The sequence below is a fragment of the Amycolatopsis sp. lyj-90 genome, assembly GCF_046549035.1.
Taxonomy (GTDB): Bacteria; Actinomycetota; Actinomycetes; order Mycobacteriales; family Pseudonocardiaceae; genus Amycolatopsis.
This window is the reverse complement of the sequence record NZ_JAJPWP010000003.1, coordinates 730019-748330: the sequence shown is the minus strand read 5'-3', so window position 1 is coordinate 748330 and position 18312 is coordinate 730019. Positions and strand designations below refer to the sequence as shown.

Below are 18312 nucleotides of genomic sequence, written 5' to 3'. Positions count from 1 at the left end.
GGCCCCCGCACCGATCCGGTACGGGGGCCTTCGTGTGTCTTGAGCCGGGTTATTCGAAGGTCTGCTCGATCCGGACCTCGGTGCGCTCGATGGTGATCGCGCCCTTGGTCTGCACGGTCTGGCGGATCGAGGCCCGCAGCCGGGACTTCAGGTCGTCCGGCGCGTGGTCACCCCCGCACTTGCGGGCGAGCAGCTGCTTGATGTGCTCGTCGATGCCGTATTCCTCGAGGCACGGCGGGCAGTCTTCGATGTGCTTGCGCAGTGCCTCGTCGCGCTCGGCGCTGCACTCCTTGTCCAGCAGCAGGTAGATGTCGGCGAGGGCTTCCTCGCACTTGACCTTGTCGTCCGCGCCGCTGCAGTAGTCGTCGTTCATCGCCCCGCCACCTCCTGCCGGTTGCCCGCGCGGATGAAGCCCCGCTCGCGGGCGACGTCGGCGAGCAGGTCACGGAGCTGGGCGCGGCCGCGGTGCAGCCGGGACATCACGGTGCCGATGGGCGTGTCCATGATCTCGGCGATCTCCTTGTACGCGAAGCCTTCGACGTCGGCGAGGTAGACCGCCAGGCGGAACTCCTCGGGCAGCTTCTGCAGCGCTTCCTTGACGTCGGCGTCGGGCAGGTTGTCCATCGCCTCGACCTCGGCCGAGCGCAGCCCGCTGGAGGTGTGACTCTCCGCCTTGGCGATCTGCCAGTCGGTGATCTCCTCGGTGGGCTGCTGCACCGGCTGGCGCTGACGCTTGCGATAGCCGTTGATGTAGGTGTTCGTGAGGATGCGGTACATCCACGCCTTGAGGTTCGTGCCCGCCTTGAAGGACGCGAAGGCCGCGTACGCCTTCAAGTACGTCTCCTGGACGAGGTCCTCGGCGTCGGCGGGATTCCGGGTCATCCGCATGGCGGCCGAGTACAGCTGGTCGAGCAGGGGCATCGCGTCCCGCTCGAAGCGCTCGGCCCGCGCGGCCGCCTCTTCGGCGTCCGTGCCCGTGTCCGGCGCGGGATTCTGCGTGCTCGGCAAACCGTTCCCTTCTCGATCGGCGTCGATGCGCTTGTGCGCATGAGACGACGTCGAGTTTACGCGCGGACGGATCACCTGGCCGCCCGGCGTGCGCGGGATCAGGATTCGGGGAGCTTCCAGTGTGGTGGGCACGTGCGTTCCAACAGTGTTGCCCGGTCGGGCATTCCCGGCGCCCTCGTAGACTCCCGCCATGGCAGGCAAGGGAACCCCGGCGACGGCACTGCTGGCGAAGCAGAAAGTGCCGCACGTTCTGCACGCCTACGACCACGATCCGAGGGCCGAGTCGTACGGCCTCGAAGCCGTCGAGGCGCTGGGGCTCGACCCCGCGCGGGTGTTCAAGACACTGGTCGCCGACGTCGACGGGAAGCTGACCGTCGGCGTGGTCCCGGTCACCGGCCAGCTGGATCTGAAGGCCCTCGCCGCCGCCGCGGGCGGGAAGAAGGCGAAGATGGCCGACCCCGCGGCCGCGCAGCGCGCGACGGGGTACGTGCTCGGCGGGATCTCGCCGCTCGGGCACCGGAGCCGGCTCCCGGTGGTGATCGACGCGTCGGCTGAGAAGTTCGAGACCGTGCACTGCTCGGCGGGACGCCGCGGCCTGGAGGTCGAGCTCGCTCCGGGCGATCTGGTGCGCCTCACCGGCGCCACCGTCGCCCCCATCGCAGGCTGACGTCCCGCGTTTCGTCCTCTAGTTGCGGTAGTTGCGTGTGCAAGGACCGCAACTAGAGGACGAAACGCGGGGTGGGGATTCACCCTCGCGGGGGAAGGGCCTCGGTCCCTGGCGGGAAGATCACGAGCTCCACCTGCGGAATCGTTGTCAGCAAGCGAACGACGATCCCCGGGGAGCGACACCATGTCCAAGACCGTGCCCGACGTGCCGAGGTGGGCGAACCTCGCCGCCCACGCCACGCTGCTGGCGACCCTGCCGTCCGGGCTGTGGCGGATCGCGATGGGCCTCGGCGTGCCGGTCGGGTTCACCGCGCAAGGCCTGACGGAATTCGGCATCCCCGGCTGGGGCACGGCCTACGTCTTCGGGCTGAGCCTCCTCGCCGAGGCACTCGCGTTCCTCACCCTCGGGCTCGTCCGGCCGTGGGGTGAGGTGTGGCCGCGCTGGGTACCAGGGCTGCGCGGCCGTCCGATCCCGCCGCTCGCCGCGATCGTCCCGGCCGCCGCGGGCGCGATCGCTCTGACCTTGCTGAGCCTCCAGGCGTTGTCCGGCTGGAACGAGGCCGGGTCGTCGATGGCGCCGGGCAGCTGGGAGGACTCGCCGGTCTACGGCGTCGTCATGGCCGCCTGTTACGCGCCGCTGCTGCTCTGGGGCCCGCTGCTGGCCGCGGTCACCGTGCACTACGCCCGGCGACGGTTCTCAGGCGAGCGGCCGCAGAACACGCTCGAGCCACTCGGAAGCCGCGCGTGACACGCCGTCGAGGTCTGCGCTGAGGTTGTGGTCACCCTTGAGCACCACGATCTCGTGATGCGGTCCTGCCTTGGGCAAGCCGAACGGGTCCCGCTCGCCCTGCACGACCAGGGTCGGGACCTCGACGGCGTCCAATTCACCCTGACGGGTCTTCTCCGGCTTCCCCGGCGGATGTTCGGGGAAGGCCAGGCAGAGCACCGCCACCGCCTGCCCCACGGCGGCGGTCCGGCAGGCGACGCGGGCCCCGGAGGACCGGCCGCCGAACACGAGCGGGAGATCGTCGAACCGCTCGGAGATCTCGTCGGCCACGGTGAGCCAGGCGGTGTCGAGCTGGGTGGCGGGCGCGGGAGCCCGGCGGCCCGCCACCCGGTACGGCTGCTCGACGAGCGCGACGTGGACGCCGGCCGCCTGCGCCGCCCGCGTGACCGCGACCAGGTCCTTCGCGCCGATCCCGCCGCCCGCGCCGTGGCCGAGCATCAGCACCGCGACACCCTCCTCGGCGCAGTGCAACTCGGCCCGCGCGGGGCCGTAGGCGGTGTCGATCTCCAGTTTCGTCATGAGCTCGGCAGATCGAAGAGCGCGCTGTCGGCGGCGGGTTCGACCCGGTCCAGCAGCTCCGGCCCGTTGTTGCGGACGTTGTTGACCAGGCTGGACACCGGCCGCAGCTCGATCGTGTCGACCAGCTCCGCCGAGGGCGGGACGAGCAGGTCGGTGACGTCGGGCAGGTCGGGGTCGAGCCAGGTATCCCACTTCTCGCGCGGCATGAGCAGCGGCATGCGGTGGTGGATGTCGGCGAGCCTGCCGACCGAGTCCGTGGTGATCACGGAGAAGGTGATCAGCGGGTCGGCGTCCCGGTCGTCCTTCGGCCGCCAGGTCTCCCAGATCCCGGCGAACGCCAGCGATCCGTCACCGGGGCCGGTCATGAAGAAGGGCTGCTTCTCCTTGCCGTCGCGCCGCCACTCGTACCAGCCGTCGGCGGGGACGAGGCAGCGCCGCGCGGAGACCGCCTTCTTGAAGGACGGCTTCTCCTTGGCCGTCTCGGCACGCGTGTTGATCATCTTCGAGCCCACTCCGGGGTCCTTCGCCCAGAACGGGACCAGGCCCCAGCGCATCATCCGCAGCGACCGGACGGGTGGCTCGTCTTCGAGCACCGCGCCGTCGGCGTCACGCGGATGGCGCTGCACCACCGTCGGGACGTCCTTGGTCGGCGCCACGTTGTGATCGGTCCGGATCCGGCCCTCGGTCAGGTCCACCGCGGCGAACTCGTCGATCAGCGCCGCGGGGTCCTTGGTGGCGGCATAACGCCCGCACATGCGAAAACCTCCCTAATCGACAGTCATCGTTACACGCCGGGCAGACGATGGCGAGCAGCATGGGATCATTGTTCCGCGGTGTTCGAAGAGCAGGAGGCGGTTTGGCTGGCAAGGACTGGCGCAAGCTGGACGAATCCGATGTGCGGATCCGTCCCGGCAAGGGCACCAGGCCGCGCAGCAAACGTCGTCCCGAGCACGCCGACGCCTCCACGGCGATGGTCATCGGGAAGGACCGCGGGCGCTGGACCTGCGCGATCGACTCGGATCCGGAACGCGTCGTCACCGCGATGCGCGCCAGGGAGATGGGCCGGGTCTCGGTGGTCGTCGGCGACACCGTCGGCATCGTCGGCGACGTGAGCGGCAAGCCCGACACCCTCGCCCGGATCATCCGGGTGGATGAACGCTCCAGCGTGCTCCGCCGGACCGCGGACGACACCGATCCGTTCGAACGGGTGGTCGTCGCCAACGCCGAGCAACTGCTGATCGTGACCGCGCTGGCCGATCCCCAGCCGCGCACCGGCTTCATCGACCGATGCCTCGTCGCCTGCTACGCGGGCGGCCTCGAGCCGGTCCTCTGCCTGACGAAGGCCGACCTCGCGAGCCCGGACGAGCTCCTCGCCGGTTACGCAGGCCTCGACATCCCCGCCGTGGTCACCCGGCACGACGAGTTCCCGGACGAACTGGTCGGACGGCTCAAGGACCGGGTCACCGCGCTGGTCGGGCATTCGGGGGTCGGGAAGTCCACCCTGGTCAACCGGCTGGTGCCGGACGCCGGGCTGGCGACCGGCGTGGTCAGCGCGGTCGGCAAGGGCAGGCACACGTCCGTCGCGGCCGTCGCGCTCTCGCTGCCCGGCGGCGGCTGGGTGGTCGACACCCCGGGCATCCGCTCGTTCGGCCTCGCGCACGTGACCGCCGACGACATCGTGCTCGCGTTCGAGGAGTTCGCCGCGGCGGCCGAGGAGTGTCCCTCCGGCTGCGGTCACCTCGGGCCGCCCTCGGATCCGGACTGCGCGCTCGACGACGTGGTCACCGAGGGTCACGCAAGCATGGACCGTTTGGAGTCTTTGCGCCGCCTTTTGGGCTCCCGAGCTGGACATGACGACGATCGGTAACTAATTTCGCCCGCGCGCGATAACCCGTTCGGATTAGATCAACTTTTCTGAGGGGTCCACTTGAAGCGCGTAACCATGCTCGCCGCCATCACCACGGCCGCCGTCCTGGCGCTGTCCGCCTGCGGTGGCGAGAAGCAGCCGGGCACGGCTGCCCCTGCTCCTTCCGAAGCGAAGAGCTCGCTTTCGTCGCCGCTCGGCGACCCGATCCAGCTCGCGGCGCTGACCCGCGAGAGCACCAAGAAGGCCAAGTCGTCGAAGATGACGATGGAGACCGTCGCGGGCGCGCAGAAGAACACGGCGTCCGGGCAGGGCCTGTACGACGGCGAGAACAGCAAGCTCTCGATGATCATGGACGCCGACGGCAAGAAGCTCGACATGCTGTTCATCGACAACGCGCTGTTCTTCAAGCTCGACGCGGAAGACAAGGCCGAGCTGAAGACCGACAAGGCGTACGTGAAGATCGCGGCCGACGGCCAGGACCCGATCTCGCAGCTGCTCGGCAAGATGATGTCGAAGGCCGTCAAGGACAGCGACCCGTCCCGCATCCTCGAGCAGGTCTCGAAAGCGGGAAAGATCACGAAGTCGGACCAGGTCGAGCTGAACGGCGAGCAGACCAACCACTACGTCATCGAGATCGAGGCCGAGAAGGCCATCGCCCTCATCATGGGCGACATCGGCATCCCGCTGCCCGCCGAGGCGTTGAAGCAGCTCGACGCGAAGCTCAAGGGCAAGAACGTCACCATTCCCACCGAGCTGTGGCTCAACGCCGACCAGCTGCCGGTGCAGGTCGTCTCGGACCAGACCGCGTTCGTGAAGGCCATGGGCGCCCCCGGCGACGGCGTCGCCAAGACCACGGTCAAGTACACCGACTGGGGTGTCCCGGTGAACATCACCGCGCCGCCCGCCGACCAGGTCGGCGACATGGCGGAGATCATGAAGAAGGCCGGCCAGTAAGCATGCGCCCGACTTTCAAGCTCGTCGCGGCGGCCGCGGCCCTGACCCTCGTGGTCACGGGCTGCGGCACCCGCCCCAGCGCGCCGGCCGAGAACAAGGGTGGCGAGCTCGCGCTGGCCACCCCGTTCACCGACGCGCTCGGCCTCGTCGAGGCCGCGAAGCAGGGGACGCGGAAGGCCAAGTCGTCCAAGACGACCATCGACGCCTCGTCCGGGGATTCCAAGGTCACGGGCACTCTGCTCGCGTACTACGACGGTCCCGCCTCGAAGATCGAGGCGAACATGACCGTCGAGGGTGAAACCGGCATCCTGCGCCTGGTCGACCAAACACTGTTCATCAATCTCCCCCCGTCCGAGAAGGCCCGGGCCAAGACGGACAAGAACTGGGGGAAGCTCGACCTCAACAGCCAGGATCCCCAGGCGAAGGCCATGGGCAAGGCCATCCAGAGGTCGTTCGAAATGGGCGACCCGGCGAAGCAGCTGGAGCTGGTCGAAAAGACCGGCCGCATCATCAGGTCGGAGCAGACCCAGCTGGACGGCGTCCCGGTGAACCACTACTTCGTCGAGTTCGACGCGAAGAAGCAGCTCGCCCTGTTCCTCGGCGACGACGTCCCCGCGGACAAACGCGCGGAAATCGAGAAGCGGTTCGAAGGCAAGGACCTGCGGATCCCGGCCGAGATCTGGCTCAACGCCGAACAGCTTCCGCTGAAGATGGTCATGGACATGACGTCGTTCGTGAAGTCGGCGGGAGGGCCACAGACCGGCGAGGCCAAGTCGACGTACACCTACAGCGACTGGGGAACGCCGGTGAACGTCGTTCCGCCTCCGGCCGCCGAGGTCGGCGACTACACGGAAATGATGAAGCAGGGAATCTAGTACCCGCTCGCGCGTGAAGGCCCCCTTCCCCCGGCCACGGGAAGGGGGCCTTCACGCTCTCCCCGACAATCGGACGGTGGAAATTCACGCGCCAGGCACTACGGTGGTGGTACAGACCATTCACCCGAGGGAGTCCTATGCGTGCCACCGGATTCGCCGCCGTCTGTACCGCTCTCCTGCTGCTGGGAGGCTGTTCCGGCGAAGAGAAACCGGCGGCGCCACCGGTCAAGGACGCGGCGCAGCTGGCTTCGGCCGCCGCCGAGGGCACGCAGAAGGCCCGCTCGTCGAAGATCGCGCTGGAGACCACCGCCGAGGACGGCCGCAAGGTCGTGGTGACCAGTTCCGGGCTCTACGAGGGACCGAGCAGCAAGTTCTCCATGGTCGCCGAGGTCGCGGGCGAGAAACGGGACCTGATCTTCGCCGACGGCGTCCTCTACTACCACCTGTCCGACGCGCAGGTCCAGGAGCTCAAGACCGACAAGGAATGGGTCAAGATCACCGCCGATGGCAAGGACGCGCTGTCCGCGGCCAACGGCGAGCTGATGACGAACGTCGTCGAGACGCTGGATCCGACGCGCACGTTCGACCGGATCTCGAAGTCCGGCAAGATCACCAAGTCCGAGCAGGCCGACCTGAACGGCACGGCCACCACGCACTACGTCCTCGACCTCGGCGGTTCCCCCGCCGAGGTGTGGGTGGACGCCGAGCAGCGTCCGGTGCGGGTCAACCTCGGCAAGACCACGGTCAGGTACGACAGCTGGGCGTCCGACGTGGTGATCATCGCGCCGCCGCCCGAGGCGATCGGCGACAGCCGCTGAGCCGTTCCCCCGTTCGGGGCGAGGTCCCCGGCTGTGTTTCGCTTGAGTGCCCGACTTTGAAAGCAGGTCCTCATGCGGAGAACGGCCCTGCCCGCCGTCGTCCTCGTCCTCGGTGCGCTGCTCGGCGCGTGTGACGGCGAAACCGTCTCGTTCACCGACGCCCGCGCGCTCGCCGACGGTGTCACCGCCGCCATCGACGGCAAGGCCGCGAAGTTCGCCACCGACGTCACCGCGGGCACGATGCGCTCGAAGAGCCAGGGGCAGGCCCGGATCGCCGCGCTGGCCATGACCACGGACTTCCTCGGCGAACCGCTCGAACTCCGGCTGATCGACAAGACCGTCTTCGCCAAGGTCCCCGAGAGCGCCCGCGAGGACGTTCCCGGCGGGAAGCCCTGGGTCAAGGTCTCTCCCAACGGCGCGGACCCGTTCTCGCAAGTCGCCGGCGGCAGCATCGACCAGCTGGCGAAGCAGAACGATCCGGGCCGCGCGCTCGATCAGGCGCGGCGGGCCGGCACGCTCACCGAGTCCGGGCGGGCCGAACTCGACGGTATGTCCGCCGAGCACTACCGGCTGGACATCGACATGGCCGCGCTGGGCGGTGATCTGCCCGCCGGGCTGTCGGCGGAGGCTCTCGGGGAACTGAACGGCAAGCTCGGGAAGATCCCGATGGAGATCTGGCTCGACGACGCGCGTCAGCCGGTGCAGGTCGTGCTCGACCTCGCCCCCGTCCTCGCCGCTTCGGGTGTCCCGGACGCCGCGATGGCCCGGATCGTCACGCGCTACAGCGAGTGGGGCACGCAGGCGGACATCCAGGCGCCGCCGCCGGAGGAGATCGGCGAAATCCCGGCGGGCTGACCCTGTCACGTTCCTCGCGCCCGTCTCGTCCAGAGGGGGAAGGCGAACAGGAGGACGGACATGCGCGTGATGGTGATCGGGGCGACCGGGGTGCTGGGGCGGCCGCTGGTGCGGCGTCTGCTGGCCGAAGGCCACGAGGTGAGCGGGCTCGCCCGCGGTGAAGACCGCGTCGCGGCCGTGAGCGCGACCGGCGCGAAGCCGGTGACGGGTTCGCTGTTCGACGTCGATTCCCTGACCGGGGCGCTGCGCGGGCACGACGCGGTGGTGAACGTCGCGACCCGGATCCCGGGCGGGCGTAGCGCGATGACGTCGGCGGGCTGGGCGGAGAACGACCGGCTGCGGACCGACGGCACCCGGACGCTCGCGGCCGCCGTGCGCCGGGTCGGCGAACTGGGAATCGTGGTGCAGGAAGGGATTTCGTTCGTCTACGCCGACGGCGGTGACGGCGAACTGGACGAGGACGCGCCTCTCGCGCCCACGGGGCACATCGCGTCTTCGACGGTGGCGCACGCGAACATCGCGGAGCTGGCGGACGAGGGACGCACCGCGATCGGGTTGCGGATCGGGCTGCTCGTCTCGGACGACCCGATGACCACCATGATGCTGACGGCCGCGCGGCGCGGTTCACCGCTGATCATCGGCCGCCGGACCGACTGGACCGCGGCGATCCACCCGGACGACGCGGCGGCGGGGGCGATCGCGGCGCTGCGGGCACCGGGCGGCGTCTACAACCTGGCCGCGGATCCGGTGCGGAAGCGGGAACTCGGCGAGGCGATGGCGGCCGCGGCCGGGGTCCGCCGGGCCCGCGCGCTGCCGAAGTGGCTGGCGAACCGGGTGGGGCCGATGGCGGTGCTGGCGCGTTCGCAGCGTGTCGTCTCGACGCGGCTCACCGAGGCGACCGGCTGGCGTCCCGAACGCCCGGTCCCCGGCCCGTCCTGGTTCTGACCACCCCGCGTTTAGTCCTCTAGTTGCGGTAGTTGCACGCGCAAGGACCGCAACCAGAGGACTAAATGCAGGGCGCGCGGTCCTGGCGACTCTCCCAGCAGCCCGTTACGTCCTGAAGGCCACCTTTGAGACGATCAACGTCTCGAAGGTGGCCTTCAGGACAGCGGGAAACGCCTCGCGCCCGGGCCGAACCCGTCCTGGGTTCTGACCACCCCGCGTTCAGTCCTCTAGTTGCGGTAGTTGCACGCGCAAGGACCGCAACCAGAGGACTAAACGCGTGGGTTACAGGAGTTCCAGCAGGAAAGGGAGTTCTTGGGGCGCGTACCAGGCGAGTTCGTGGTCTTCGGCGTCGCCGAGGGTGAACTCCGCGTCCGGGTCGCCGAGGTCGGCCTGGTCGATCACGGCGGCGGCGGCCTGCACGGACTCGGCCGCCTCGGCCGCGTCGACGTGGATCGCGGCGACGTCGGCGAGCTTCACCGGCCCGGCCAGCCGGACGACGGCGGCGTCGAGATCCGGGCGCAGGGTGACCTCGTCGAGGTCGGCCGAGATCACCACCCGCCGCGGCTCGGGCTTCTCCTCGGCCGCGATCAGCCGGAGCGACGCCCTGGCGGCGTCGAGCAGCGCGGCGTACTCGAGTTCTTCGTCGGATCCGCTGGCGTAGGACTCCCGCAACGCCGGGGTCAGCGCGAACCCCGTGCCGCTCCGCGCCCGGAACTCACCGGCGGTTTCGAGGTCGCGCAGCATCGCGATCGTCCCGGGTAGATAGACCCTCACCAGTGCGCACCCTTCAGCTCTTCCAACGATTCCTCGATCATCCCGGCGAGCAGGTCCACATCGGACACGGCCTTGCGGTCGCCGTTCAGTCCGAAGTAGACACCGCCGTGATACGAGGTGACCCCGATCGCCAGCGCCTGATTGCGCACCAGCGGCATGACCGGGTACATCTCCACCATCTTCGCCTGTCCCGCGTAGAGCGGCACCTGCGGGCCCGGCGAATTCGTGATCAGCACGTTGAAGATGCGCCCCGACATCGACCCGGCCGCCCGCGCGCCCAGCGAATGCAGCGTCGCCGGCGCGAAGCCGCCGACCGTCAGCAGCCCGCGCGCGGCGACCGAGCGGCCCGAATCGAGGTGATCCGCCATGGCGTGGCCGATGTGCTGCAAGCGCAGGACCGCGTTCGGCTCACCGACCGGGAGATCGACGAGATAGGCGTCGACCTGGTTCCCGACCAGCGCGGGCGTCGAATACTCGGCCGTCTCGGCGTCGCGGACGGCCATCGGCACCAGCGCGCGCACGGTGGTCGTCGCGGTCAGGTTCGAACCGCGGGAGAGCAACCATTCCCGCAGCGCGCCGGAGATCGCGGCCAGCACGACGTCGTTCACCGTGCCGCCGTGCGCGGCGCGGACCTTGCGGAAGTCCTCCAGCCGCGTGCGGACCACGGCGAACATGCGGCCGCCGGAGGTGCGGACGTTGAGCGGCCCGGACGGCGCCGGATTCACCATGGTCTTCAACGCCGACGCGACATCCCCGACCGTTTCGGTGACCTTGCCCGCCATCGCGGTGGCGTCGTGGGCGATGGAGCGGACGTTCTCCACCAGTTCCGTCGGCCGCTGCACCGTCTCGGCGACCGCGTCGAGGATCAGCTGGGTACGACTCGGTTCCCGACGCGGATGCCAGTTGTCGTCGAACGGTTCCGGCTCCTGCGGGGTGGCGTCGAGGATCAGCTGCCCGAGCTCGATCGTGCCGATCCCGTCCACAACGGACTGATGCGTCTTGGTCACCAGCGCGACGCGATCCCCCGCGAGCCCCTCGACGAAGTACGCCTCCCAGAGCGGCCTTCCCGGATCGAGCCGCCGCGACATCAGCCGCGCCACGAGATCGAACAGCTGGCCTTCGGAGCCCGGCTGCGGCAGTGCCGACCGCCGGACGTGGTAGTTGAGGTCGAAGTCGACGTCGTCGACCCACACCGGGCGGGCGAGATGCCCCGGCACCTCCAGCACCCGCTGCCGGTAGCGCGGCAGGAACGCCAGGCGCTGCCCGATCAGGTCCAGCAGCTGCTCGTAGGTGAAGCCGTCGCGCGGTCGTTCGAAGATCGCCACACCGCCGACGTGCATCGGGGTCGAGTGGTCTTCCACGTACAGGAACGAGGCGTCCAGCGCGGAGAGGCGGTCGGGCATGAGCCGATCCTTACATAGTGGGACACTCGCCGGTGTGGGTGATGACTCGGTGATCTCGCCGAAGGACCGGTTCCTGACGGTGTACGGCCGGAAACCGGTGCTCGAGGCATTGGACGACGCGGCGCTCGAGGTGGACAAGGTGATTCTCGCCGACACCGTGCGAGGCCAGAACGCCGCCGAGATCGAGCGCGCCGCCAAGGCCGCCGGGGTGCCGGTGCAGCGGGCGAGCGCGCACCGCGTGAAGGTGCTCGCCGGGAACGGCAAGCAGGACCAGGGTGTCCTGGCCGACGTCGTCGCGCCGCGCATGCGGTCGCTGCACGCGGCGCTGTCCGGTGGCAGGCCGCCGTCGCGGGTGCTGCTGCTCGACGGGATCACCACTCCGGCGAACGTCGGGATGATCCTGCGCACGGCGACCGCCGCCGGGCTGGAGGGTGTCGTCGTGCCGCGGCGCGGGGTCGCCGCCCTCGACCCGATGGTGGTCAAGGCCTCGGCCGGGGTCGCGTTCCGCGCGCCGGTGCTGCGGTGCGGCAGTGCGCGCGAAGCGGCCGAGATGCTCACCGAAGCCGGGTACGGCATCTACGCGCTGGGCGCTTCGGCACGTTCCTCGGTGTTCGACGTCGAACTGCCGCAGCGCGCGGCGTTCGTGCTGGGCGGGGAGACGAACGGCGTCGGTGCCGAGGTCGGCGAGCTGGTGACGGAGTGGGTTTCGATCCCGATGCCCGGCGAAGTCGAATCACTCAACGTCTCCGCCGCCGCCGCGGTGCTCTCGTTCGAACTGGTACGCCGCGCTAAGGCGCAGGGAACAGCGCGCTGAGCTCGGTCAACGTCTCCTCGACCGACGTGTGGTGCACACCCGCCATCCCGGCCGCCACCGCGGCGCGGACGTTGTGGGCGGCGTCGTCGACGAACACGCACCTTTCGGCGGGCAGGCCGAGCAGCCCCGCGGTGAGCAGGTAGACCTCGCGCTCGGGTTTGGCCACGCCGACCTCGCCGGAGAAGACGAGCGCGTCGAAGAACGGGTCCAGCGTCCGTTTGGCCTCGTCCGACGCCCCGGGAGCGTTCGAGAGCAAGGCCGTTTTGATGCCGCGCTCCCTGGCGGCCCGCAGGAAGGCGTACAGCTCGTCCGCGCCGGCGTCCGTGAGCACTCCGACGTAGTCGATGACCAGCCCTTTCAGCACCGGCCCACCGTACACAAGCGATCACCGCCCGGTTCATCCTCTCGGGCGGTTCGTGTCGCGCCTCGGTCCACCGCCGGTCCCTTAGTTGCTGGGCGCGGCCGAGGGGGCCGCGGAGGGGGACGATCACATGACTTCGTACGTACTGAGACGACTGAAACCGTATGAACCGCCCTGCCGTCCCGACGGCCGTCCGGAGCGGCGGCTGCACCGGGTACCGCAGCCGGACAACCAGCTCACGCTGGACCTGCCGCTGTCCGGCGAACGGTTCGAGGAAACGCCGCCGCCGGGGCAGGGACCCGACACGCTGGACGGGCGCCAGGTGGGCAGGCTGCTGACCACCATCCTCGAAGCCTGCGACGGGCGCCGTCCGGCGGTCCAGGTGCGGCCGATCCTCGACCCGGCGCTCCACAGCGCGCTGCTCGACCGCGGCCGCCGCCGTCCGCCGGGCGGCTACCGGCCGAAGTCGATCCATCTGTGCCACCCGGCGGACGGCGTCATCGAGGCCTGCGCGACCGTCGAACAGAACGAGCGCTTCCTCGCCCTGGCCGCGCGCTTCGAGCGGACACCGGCGGGCTGGGTGTGCACCCGTTTCCACCTGTTGAAGCCCCCGCGACGCGTTTCCGCGCTACGGCTCGCCGCATGACGAAGGGGGCCTTCGCCGCGTCTGTCTCGTGCGGCGAAGGCCCCCTTCTCGTTCACTGTCTAGCGGCGCGGGCCCTTCTTGCCCTTCTTCTGGGAGGCGCGCTGCGCGGCACGACGCTCCCGGCGGGTTCCGCTCTGGTCACCGCCGTCGCTGTCGGCACTGTCCGAATGCGACTCGACGCCGCCGTCCTCGGACGGGCCCGACATGGTCAGCCCGGACTGCGAACCGCCCCCGAGACCCTTGCCCCGCAAGGCGGACGGCACGGATTCGGTGTCGGTCGCCGGACCCTGCGGAGGCGTCGGACGGGCATGCCGTCCGTCGCCGTTGGCGGCCTGGCCGTTCCCGGAGCCGACACCGGCGGGCAGCGCGGACGCGGACTCCGGCGACGGGGCGGCGGGCTCGGCCTGCTCGACCTGGAGGTTGAACAGGAAGCCGACGGCCTCCTCCTTCAACGACTCCAGCATCGCGCGGAACATGTCGTAGCCCTCGCGCTGGTACTCGATGACCGGGTCGCGCTGGGCCAGGGCCCGCATGCCGATGCCCTCCTTGAGATAGTCCATCTCGTAGAGGTGCTCACGCCACTTGCGGTCGAGCACGGTGAGCATGACCTGACGCTCCAGGCTGCGCATCGCGCCTTCGCCGACCTTGCCGTCGATTTCGACCTCGCGCTCGTCGTACGCGCGGTGGGCGTCTTCGAGCAGCGACTCGCGCAGCTTCTCGGCGTCGAGGTCGTCATCCTCGGTGAGGTCGTCCCAGGTGACCTTGACCGGGTACAGCGTCTTGAGCGCCGTCCACAGCTTCTCGTGGTCCCAGTCCTCGGAGTAGCCCGAGGAGGTCTCCTCGGTGACGTACGCGTTGATGACGTCGACCAGCATGTGCTCGATCTGCTCGCGAAGATCCTCGCCCTCGAGGACGCGCAGACGCTCGGCGTAGATCACCTTGCGCTGCTCGTTCATGACCTCGTCGTACTTGAGGACGTTCTTGCGGATCTCCATGTTCTGCTGCTCGACCTGCGTCTGCGCGCTCTTGATCGCCTTGGAGACCATCTTGTGCTCGATCGGCACGTCGTCCGGCAGCCGCATGGTGGTCATGACCCGCTCGACCATCGTCGCGTTGAAGCGGCGCATGAGCTCGTCACCTAGCGACAGGTAGAACCGGGACTCACCCGGGTCGCCCTGACGGCCGGAACGACCGCGGAGCTGGTTGTCGATCCGGCGGGACTCGTGCCGCTCGGTGCCGAGCACGTACAGCCCGCCCGCCTCGCGGACCTCCTCGGCCTCGGACTTGGTCTCCGCCTGGATCTCCTCGAGCACCTTCGGCCACGCGGCCTCGTACTCCTCGGAGTGCTCCACCGGGTCGAGGCCGCGCTCGCGCAGCACCTCGTCGGCGATCAGGTCCGGGTTGCCGCCGAGCACGATGTCGGTACCGCGGCCCGCCATGTTGGTGGCGACCGTGACCGCGCCCTTGCGCCCCGCGCGGGCGACGATCAGCGCCTCCCGGTCGTGGTGCTTGGCGTTGAGGACCTCGTGCGGGACACCCAGCTTGAGCAGCAGCTTCGACAGGTGCTCGGACTTCTCGACACTCGTGGTGCCGACCAGCACCGGTTGGCCCTTCTCGTGCCGCTCGGCGATGTCCTCGGCGACGGCCTCGAACTTCGACTGCTCGGTCTTGTAGATCAGGTCGGCCTGGTCGGCGCGGACCATCGGCTTGTTGGTCGGGATCGGCACCACACCCAGCTTGTAGGTCTGGTGGAACTCGGCCGCCTCGGTCTCGGCGGTACCGGTCATCCCCGCCAGCTTGTCGTACAGCCGGAAGTAGTTCTGCAGCGTGATCGTGGCGAGCGTCTGGTTCTCGGCCTTGATCTCGACGCCTTCCTTGGCCTCGATCGCCTGGTGCATGCCCTCGTTGTAGCGGCGGCCGTGCAGGATGCGGCCGGTGAACTCGTCGACGATGAGGACTTCGCCGTCACGGACGATGTAGTCCTTGTCGCGCTTGTAGAGCTCCTTGACCTTCAGCGCGTTGTTCAGGTAGCCGACCAGCGGCGTGTTCGCGGCCTCGTAGAGGTTGTCGATGCCGAGTTGGTCCTCGACGAACGCGACGCCCTTCTCGCTGACACCGACGGTGCGCTTGCGGATGTCCACTTCGTAGTGGATGTCCACCTTCATCAGCGGGGTCAGCCGCGCGAACTCGACGTACCAGCGCGAGGACTGGTCGGCCGGGCCGGAGATGATCAGCGGCGTCCGGGCCTCGTCGATGAGGATGGAGTCCACCTCGTCGACGATCGCGAAGTTGTGGCCGCGCTGTACGCAGTCCTCGAGGCTCCACGCCATGTTGTCGCGGAGGTAGTCGAAGCCGAACTCGTTGTTCGTGCCGTGCGTGATGTCGGCGGCGTACTGCTGGCGGCGGACCTCGGGGGCCTGGTCGGCCAGGATGATGCCGACCTCGAGGCCGAGGAAGCGGTGGATGCGGCCCATCCACTCGGCGTCACGTTTGGCGAGGTAGTCGTTCACCGTGATGACGTGCACGCCCTTGCCGGACAGCGCGTTCAGATAGGCGGGGAGCACCTGGGTCAGGGTCTTGCCCTCACCGGTCTTCATTTCGGAGACCTGGCCGAGGTGCAGCGCGGCGCCGCCCATCACCTGGACGTCGTAGGGCCGCTGGCCGAGCACACGCCAGGCCGCCTCCCTCGCCACCGCGAACGCCTCCGGCAGGAGGTCGTCGAGGGACTCGCCGTCCGCGTTCCGCTTACGGAACTCGTCGGTCTTGGCCCGCAGAGCGGTGTCCGAAAGTTCCTTGACGTCGTCTTCGAGAGTGTTGATGTGATCGGCGATGTTGCGCAGCCGCTTCACCATCTTGCCCTCGCCCGCGCGGAGCAGGCGGTTCAGCACCATCCGGTCGACCTCACTAGCTGATTGTGATCGCACCCGAGCCGATCCCGGGCAGTCTCGTATGCGGCGGCGCCGGGTTTCGCACCGCCGTCCGACCCCCATCGTAGGGAACACCTCGGTGTTCGCGCACGCACCGTCGGTCGGTACCTGACGAGACCGGGGTGGGTCCCGCCGGATCCGGACACCGAAGACGGCCCGCACGCCGAACGCGTGCGGGCCGCCGTCGTAGGCGTTTATGGGTGTCGGAGGGCCGGCTAACTCAGCCGGATGACGCCGTAGTCGAAGCCTCGCCTCCGGTAGACGACGCTCGGGCACCCGGCGTCGGAGTCGTTGAACAGGTAGAAGTCGTGACCGACCAGTTCCATCTCGTAGAGAGCCTGATCGACCGTCATGGGAACCGCGTCATGCTTCTTCTCGCGGACGACGCGACCGGGCTGGTGTTCGGTCACCCCGTCGTCCCAGCGCTGCTGCTGGGGCATCTCGAAGTCGTCACCGCTCTCGACAGCGAAACCGTTGGCCATGGGTTCGGCCTCGGGCGCTTCGAGTACAGCGGTACCCGCGAGATGTCGGGTGTCGGTGGTCATGCCACCGGCGGCCGCCATCGAAGTCGCCTCGGCGACGGATTCCGGGCGGCTGCGGCCGTAGTGCACGCGCCGGCGGTCGTGTGTCTTCCGCAACCGGTTCTCGAGCTTGTTCAGTGCGGAATCCAGCGCTGCGTAGAAGTCGCCCGCACACGCTTCGGCGCGTACGGCGGGGCCCCTGCCCTTCCCGGTGATTTCGACGCGCTGGCAGTTCTTCGACTGCCGGCGATTGGGCTCATGGAAGAGCTCCACGTCGTAACGGATGACCTTCTTGTCGTAGCGCTCTAGCCGGGCCAGCTTTTCGCTGACGAGTGCCCGATAGTGGTCGGGCACCTCCACGTTGCGGCCCTTAACGACGATGTCCATACACGACCTCCCTCGCTGAAATGACTGCGAGCTGTAGATGTGTTCACTAGGGCGCCGGTAAAGCGGGGACGAAGCCCGGATCGCGGGCGATGAGAGAACTCGGCATGCGGCCACGACGTCTCGTGTCGGATGTCCGAGCGCGGACTCAGCGCGGCTCCGGCGCCAGGGACATGGGCTGGTCACCTCCCTGCCTGCCGGGATTGCTGATAGCGCTGCACGTTAGCTGCAACACGCCCCGAGCAACAGCCCCCGAGCCGGGGGATATCAGGACGTGAGACCCCGTCACCGCACGCGACGACGGCACCGTGCCCAGCGGGACAATCCGGCCTGTCGGGCGTCGTCCCGGTGATTTGTTTTCACGCGGACGGCGCAAGCCTTCGGACAGGAAAAAGCCGAGGGTGACGCCACCAAGGGAATCCGCCGCCACCCCGGTGGAGTGGCGAGCCGTTGGAGTGTTCCCCGGAAGCTGCCTCATATCCCGTCAACGTCCTTGTACCCATTCCCGTTCCCGATCATTCATCACTCTTGTAGGTGACCCCGTGATCACCCGGCGGCGGCCAGTGCGACCACCGCGGAAACGTGAATTCCGCTTATGTCCAATAGGCGCGTACAAGCGGCGGCCGTCGCTCCGGTTGTGATCACGTCGTCGAGAAGAATGACCTCGTGCGGGTGAACGCCCTCAACGAGACGGATGCGGCCGTCGAGGTTCACCGCCCGCTCGGCACGAGTGAGCCGCGCGGCGTCGCGGACCCCGGCCCGGAGCTCGAGCACCGGGGCGACCGTCGCCGGTTTTCCTTTACTTGACAGCACTTTTACGCATTCTTCGGCCATGCGCCGGACGTGCGGGCCGCCTCGGACCCGCGAGGCGTGCCGTCTCGACGGGACCGGGACGAGGCAGCGTTCCGGCTCCGGCCCGGGCAAGTGGACCAGGGCTTCGGCGAGGGCCCGGCCCAAGGACGGGGCGAGGTCGCGGCGGCCGCGTTCCTTGTAGGCGAGGATCAGGCGGCGGGCCTCGTCGGCGTAGCGGGCCAAGGCGTAGACGGGCACGAGACCGGCCGTCGGGGCGCGGGTGATCTCGCTGAGCGAACCCCAAGCGGTCTGACAGGTCGCGCAGCAAGGGGCGCCGGGTGCACCGCAGGACGCGCAGCGGGCGGGGATGAGGAGATCCAGGAGTTTGGACATGGC

General features: G+C 69.0%; 20 protein-coding genes. 10 read left to right on the top strand and 10 right to left on the bottom strand.

Features of this window, described 5'->3' with window-relative positions; genetic code table 11:
• Positions 1–49: 49 nt before the first annotated feature.
• Positions 50–373 carry a mycothiol system anti-sigma-R factor gene (gene rsrA, locus ACLJPX_RS15085; protein WP_101610408.1) on the bottom strand — a complete coding sequence of 108 codons (324 nt, stop codon included), beginning with the start codon at positions 371–373 and terminating at the stop codon, positions 50–52.
• Positions 370–1008 (bottom strand): sigma-70 family RNA polymerase sigma factor, encoded by a 639-nt coding sequence (locus ACLJPX_RS15080; RefSeq protein WP_101613491.1) that lies wholly within the window; start codon positions 1006–1008, stop codon positions 370–372. The genes rsrA and ACLJPX_RS15080 overlap by 4 nt, the downstream gene beginning before the upstream one ends.
• A 190-nt stretch (positions 1009–1198) precedes the next feature.
• Between ACLJPX_RS15080 and ybaK the strand changes: the two genes are divergently transcribed.
• Positions 1199–1675, top strand: coding sequence for a Cys-tRNA(Pro) deacylase (gene ybaK, locus ACLJPX_RS15075; RefSeq protein ID WP_410600606.1), 477 nt, complete (start codon positions 1199–1201; stop codon positions 1673–1675).
• A 183-nt stretch (positions 1676–1858) separates the two neighbouring features.
• Complete coding sequence (locus ACLJPX_RS15070) at positions 1859–2422, top strand: hypothetical protein (RefSeq protein WP_410600605.1); 564 nt, start codon at positions 1859–1861, stop codon at positions 2420–2422.
• On the opposite strand, the gene ACLJPX_RS15065 is transcribed toward ACLJPX_RS15070, so the two are convergent.
• A complete protein-coding gene (locus tag ACLJPX_RS15065) occupies positions 2372–2980 on the bottom strand; it encodes an alpha/beta family hydrolase (protein ID WP_101610412.1) in 609 nt (202 codons plus the stop codon). The genes ACLJPX_RS15070 and ACLJPX_RS15065 overlap by 51 nt on opposite strands.
• The gene (locus tag ACLJPX_RS15060; protein WP_101610413.1) at positions 2977–3735 is read right to left on the bottom strand and encodes an SOS response-associated peptidase; all 759 of its coding nucleotides are present in this window, start codon (positions 3733–3735) and stop codon (positions 2977–2979) included. Before ACLJPX_RS15060 ends, ACLJPX_RS15065 begins: the two co-directional genes overlap by 4 nt.
• A gap of 101 nt (positions 3736–3836) precedes the next feature.
• Between ACLJPX_RS15060 and rsgA the strand changes: the two genes are divergently transcribed.
• From rsgA to ACLJPX_RS15030, 6 genes are all read left to right on the top strand, one after another.
• On the top strand, positions 3837–4847 hold the full coding sequence (gene rsgA / locus ACLJPX_RS15055) for a ribosome small subunit-dependent GTPase A (protein WP_410600604.1): 1011 nt from the start codon (positions 3837–3839) through the stop codon (positions 4845–4847).
• 60 nt (positions 4848–4907) lie between these two features.
• Positions 4908–5801 (top strand): hypothetical protein, encoded by an 894-nt coding sequence (locus tag ACLJPX_RS15050; RefSeq protein WP_410600603.1) that lies wholly within the window; start codon positions 4908–4910, stop codon positions 5799–5801.
• Positions 5802–5803: 2 nt separating this feature from the next.
• Positions 5804–6676 carry a hypothetical protein gene (locus ACLJPX_RS15045; RefSeq protein WP_410600602.1) on the top strand — a complete coding sequence of 291 codons (873 nt, stop codon included), beginning with the start codon at positions 5804–5806 and terminating at the stop codon, positions 6674–6676.
• Positions 6677–6813: 137 nt separating this feature from the next.
• Complete coding sequence (locus ACLJPX_RS15040; protein WP_410600601.1) at positions 6814–7494, top strand: hypothetical protein; 681 nt, start codon at positions 6814–6816, stop codon at positions 7492–7494.
• A 72-nt stretch (positions 7495–7566) separates the two neighbouring features.
• Positions 7567–8349, top strand: coding sequence for a hypothetical protein (locus tag ACLJPX_RS15035; RefSeq protein ID WP_410600600.1), 783 nt, complete (start codon positions 7567–7569; stop codon positions 8347–8349).
• A 60-nt stretch (positions 8350–8409) separates the two neighbouring features.
• Positions 8410–9294, top strand: a complete 885-nt coding sequence (locus ACLJPX_RS15030; protein WP_410600599.1) for an NAD-dependent epimerase/dehydratase family protein — start codon at positions 8410–8412, stop codon at positions 9292–9294.
• A gap of 282 nt (positions 9295–9576) precedes the next feature.
• Here ACLJPX_RS15030 and ACLJPX_RS15025 read toward each other — a convergent pair whose 3' ends face one another.
• Both ACLJPX_RS15025 and ACLJPX_RS15020 read right to left on the bottom strand, forming a co-directional pair.
• Positions 9577–10068 carry a DUF6912 family protein gene (locus ACLJPX_RS15025; RefSeq protein WP_101610425.1) on the bottom strand — a complete coding sequence of 164 codons (492 nt, stop codon included), beginning with the start codon at positions 10066–10068 and terminating at the stop codon, positions 9577–9579.
• On the bottom strand, positions 10065–11471 hold the full coding sequence (locus ACLJPX_RS15020) for a WS/DGAT/MGAT family O-acyltransferase (protein WP_410600598.1): 1407 nt from the start codon (positions 11469–11471) through the stop codon (positions 10065–10067). Before ACLJPX_RS15020 ends, ACLJPX_RS15025 begins: the two co-directional genes overlap by 4 nt.
• Positions 11472–11505: 34 nt before the next feature.
• Between ACLJPX_RS15020 and ACLJPX_RS15015 the strand changes: the two genes are divergently transcribed.
• Entirely contained in the window at positions 11506–12285 is a 780-nt protein-coding gene (locus tag ACLJPX_RS15015; RefSeq protein WP_410600597.1) for a TrmH family RNA methyltransferase, read from the top strand.
• Here the strand turns inward: ACLJPX_RS15015 and ACLJPX_RS15010 are convergent.
• Positions 12260–12664: an HAD family hydrolase gene (locus tag ACLJPX_RS15010; protein WP_410600596.1), complete on the bottom strand. Its 405-nt coding sequence runs from the start codon at positions 12662–12664 to the stop codon at positions 12260–12262. The genes ACLJPX_RS15015 and ACLJPX_RS15010 overlap by 26 nt on opposite strands.
• Positions 12665–12776: 112 nt before the next feature.
• Here ACLJPX_RS15010 and ACLJPX_RS15005 point away from each other — a divergent pair, with 112 nt between their 5' ends.
• Complete coding sequence (locus ACLJPX_RS15005; protein ID WP_101610432.1) at positions 12777–13292, top strand: Rv3235 family protein; 516 nt, start codon at positions 12777–12779, stop codon at positions 13290–13292.
• 59 nt (positions 13293–13351) lie between these two features.
• On the opposite strand, the gene secA is transcribed toward ACLJPX_RS15005, so the two are convergent.
• The 3 genes from secA to ACLJPX_RS14990 form a co-directional block, all read right to left on the bottom strand.
• Entirely contained in the window at positions 13352–16183 is a 2832-nt protein-coding gene (gene secA, locus ACLJPX_RS15000; protein ID WP_410600595.1) for a preprotein translocase subunit SecA, read from the bottom strand.
• 251 nt (positions 16184–16434) lie between these two features.
• The gene (hpf, locus tag ACLJPX_RS14995) at positions 16435–17127 is read right to left on the bottom strand and encodes a ribosome hibernation-promoting factor, HPF/YfiA family (RefSeq protein WP_101610435.1); all 693 of its coding nucleotides are present in this window, start codon (positions 17125–17127) and stop codon (positions 16435–16437) included.
• Between the two features lie 543 nt (positions 17128–17670).
• The gene (locus ACLJPX_RS14990; RefSeq protein WP_410600594.1) at positions 17671–18309 is read right to left on the bottom strand and encodes a ComF family protein; all 639 of its coding nucleotides are present in this window, start codon (positions 18307–18309) and stop codon (positions 17671–17673) included.
• Positions 18310–18312 lie beyond the last annotated feature (3 nt).

Excerpts from the sequence above, each read along its gene's own strand:
- ybaK (WP_410600606.1), top strand. The coding sequence starts at position 1,199 with ATGGCAGGCAAGGGAACCCCGGCGACGGCACTGCTGGCGAAGCAGAAA.
- rsrA (WP_101610408.1), bottom strand. The coding sequence starts at position 373 with ATGAACGACGACTACTGCAGCGGCGCGGACGACAAGGTCAAGTGCGAG.
- hpf (WP_101610435.1), bottom strand. The coding sequence starts at position 17,127 with ATGGACATCGTCGTTAAGGGCCGCAACGTGGAGGTGCCCGACCACTAT.
- ACLJPX_RS15065 (WP_101610412.1), bottom strand. The coding sequence starts at position 2,980 with ATGACGAAACTGGAGATCGACACCGCCTACGGCCCCGCGCGGGCCGAG.
- ACLJPX_RS15030 (WP_410600599.1), top strand. The coding sequence starts at position 8,410 with ATGCGCGTGATGGTGATCGGGGCGACCGGGGTGCTGGGGCGGCCGCTG.
- ACLJPX_RS15040 (WP_410600601.1), top strand. The coding sequence starts at position 6,814 with ATGCGTGCCACCGGATTCGCCGCCGTCTGTACCGCTCTCCTGCTGCTG.
- ACLJPX_RS15035 (WP_410600600.1), top strand. The coding sequence starts at position 7,567 with ATGCGGAGAACGGCCCTGCCCGCCGTCGTCCTCGTCCTCGGTGCGCTG.
- ACLJPX_RS15005 (WP_101610432.1), top strand. The coding sequence starts at position 12,777 with ATGACTTCGTACGTACTGAGACGACTGAAACCGTATGAACCGCCCTGC.
- secA (WP_410600595.1), bottom strand. The coding sequence starts at position 16,183 with ATGGTGCTGAACCGCCTGCTCCGCGCGGGCGAGGGCAAGATGGTGAAG.
- ACLJPX_RS15020 (WP_410600598.1), bottom strand. The coding sequence starts at position 11,471 with ATGCCCGACCGCCTCTCCGCGCTGGACGCCTCGTTCCTGTACGTGGAA.
- ACLJPX_RS15070 (WP_410600605.1), top strand. The coding sequence starts at position 1,859 with ATGTCCAAGACCGTGCCCGACGTGCCGAGGTGGGCGAACCTCGCCGCC.
- ACLJPX_RS15060 (WP_101610413.1), bottom strand. The coding sequence starts at position 3,735 with ATGTGCGGGCGTTATGCCGCCACCAAGGACCCCGCGGCGCTGATCGAC.
- ACLJPX_RS15045 (WP_410600602.1), top strand. The coding sequence starts at position 5,804 with ATGCGCCCGACTTTCAAGCTCGTCGCGGCGGCCGCGGCCCTGACCCTC.
- ACLJPX_RS14990 (WP_410600594.1), bottom strand. The coding sequence starts at position 18,309 with ATGTCCAAACTCCTGGATCTCCTCATCCCCGCCCGCTGCGCGTCCTGC.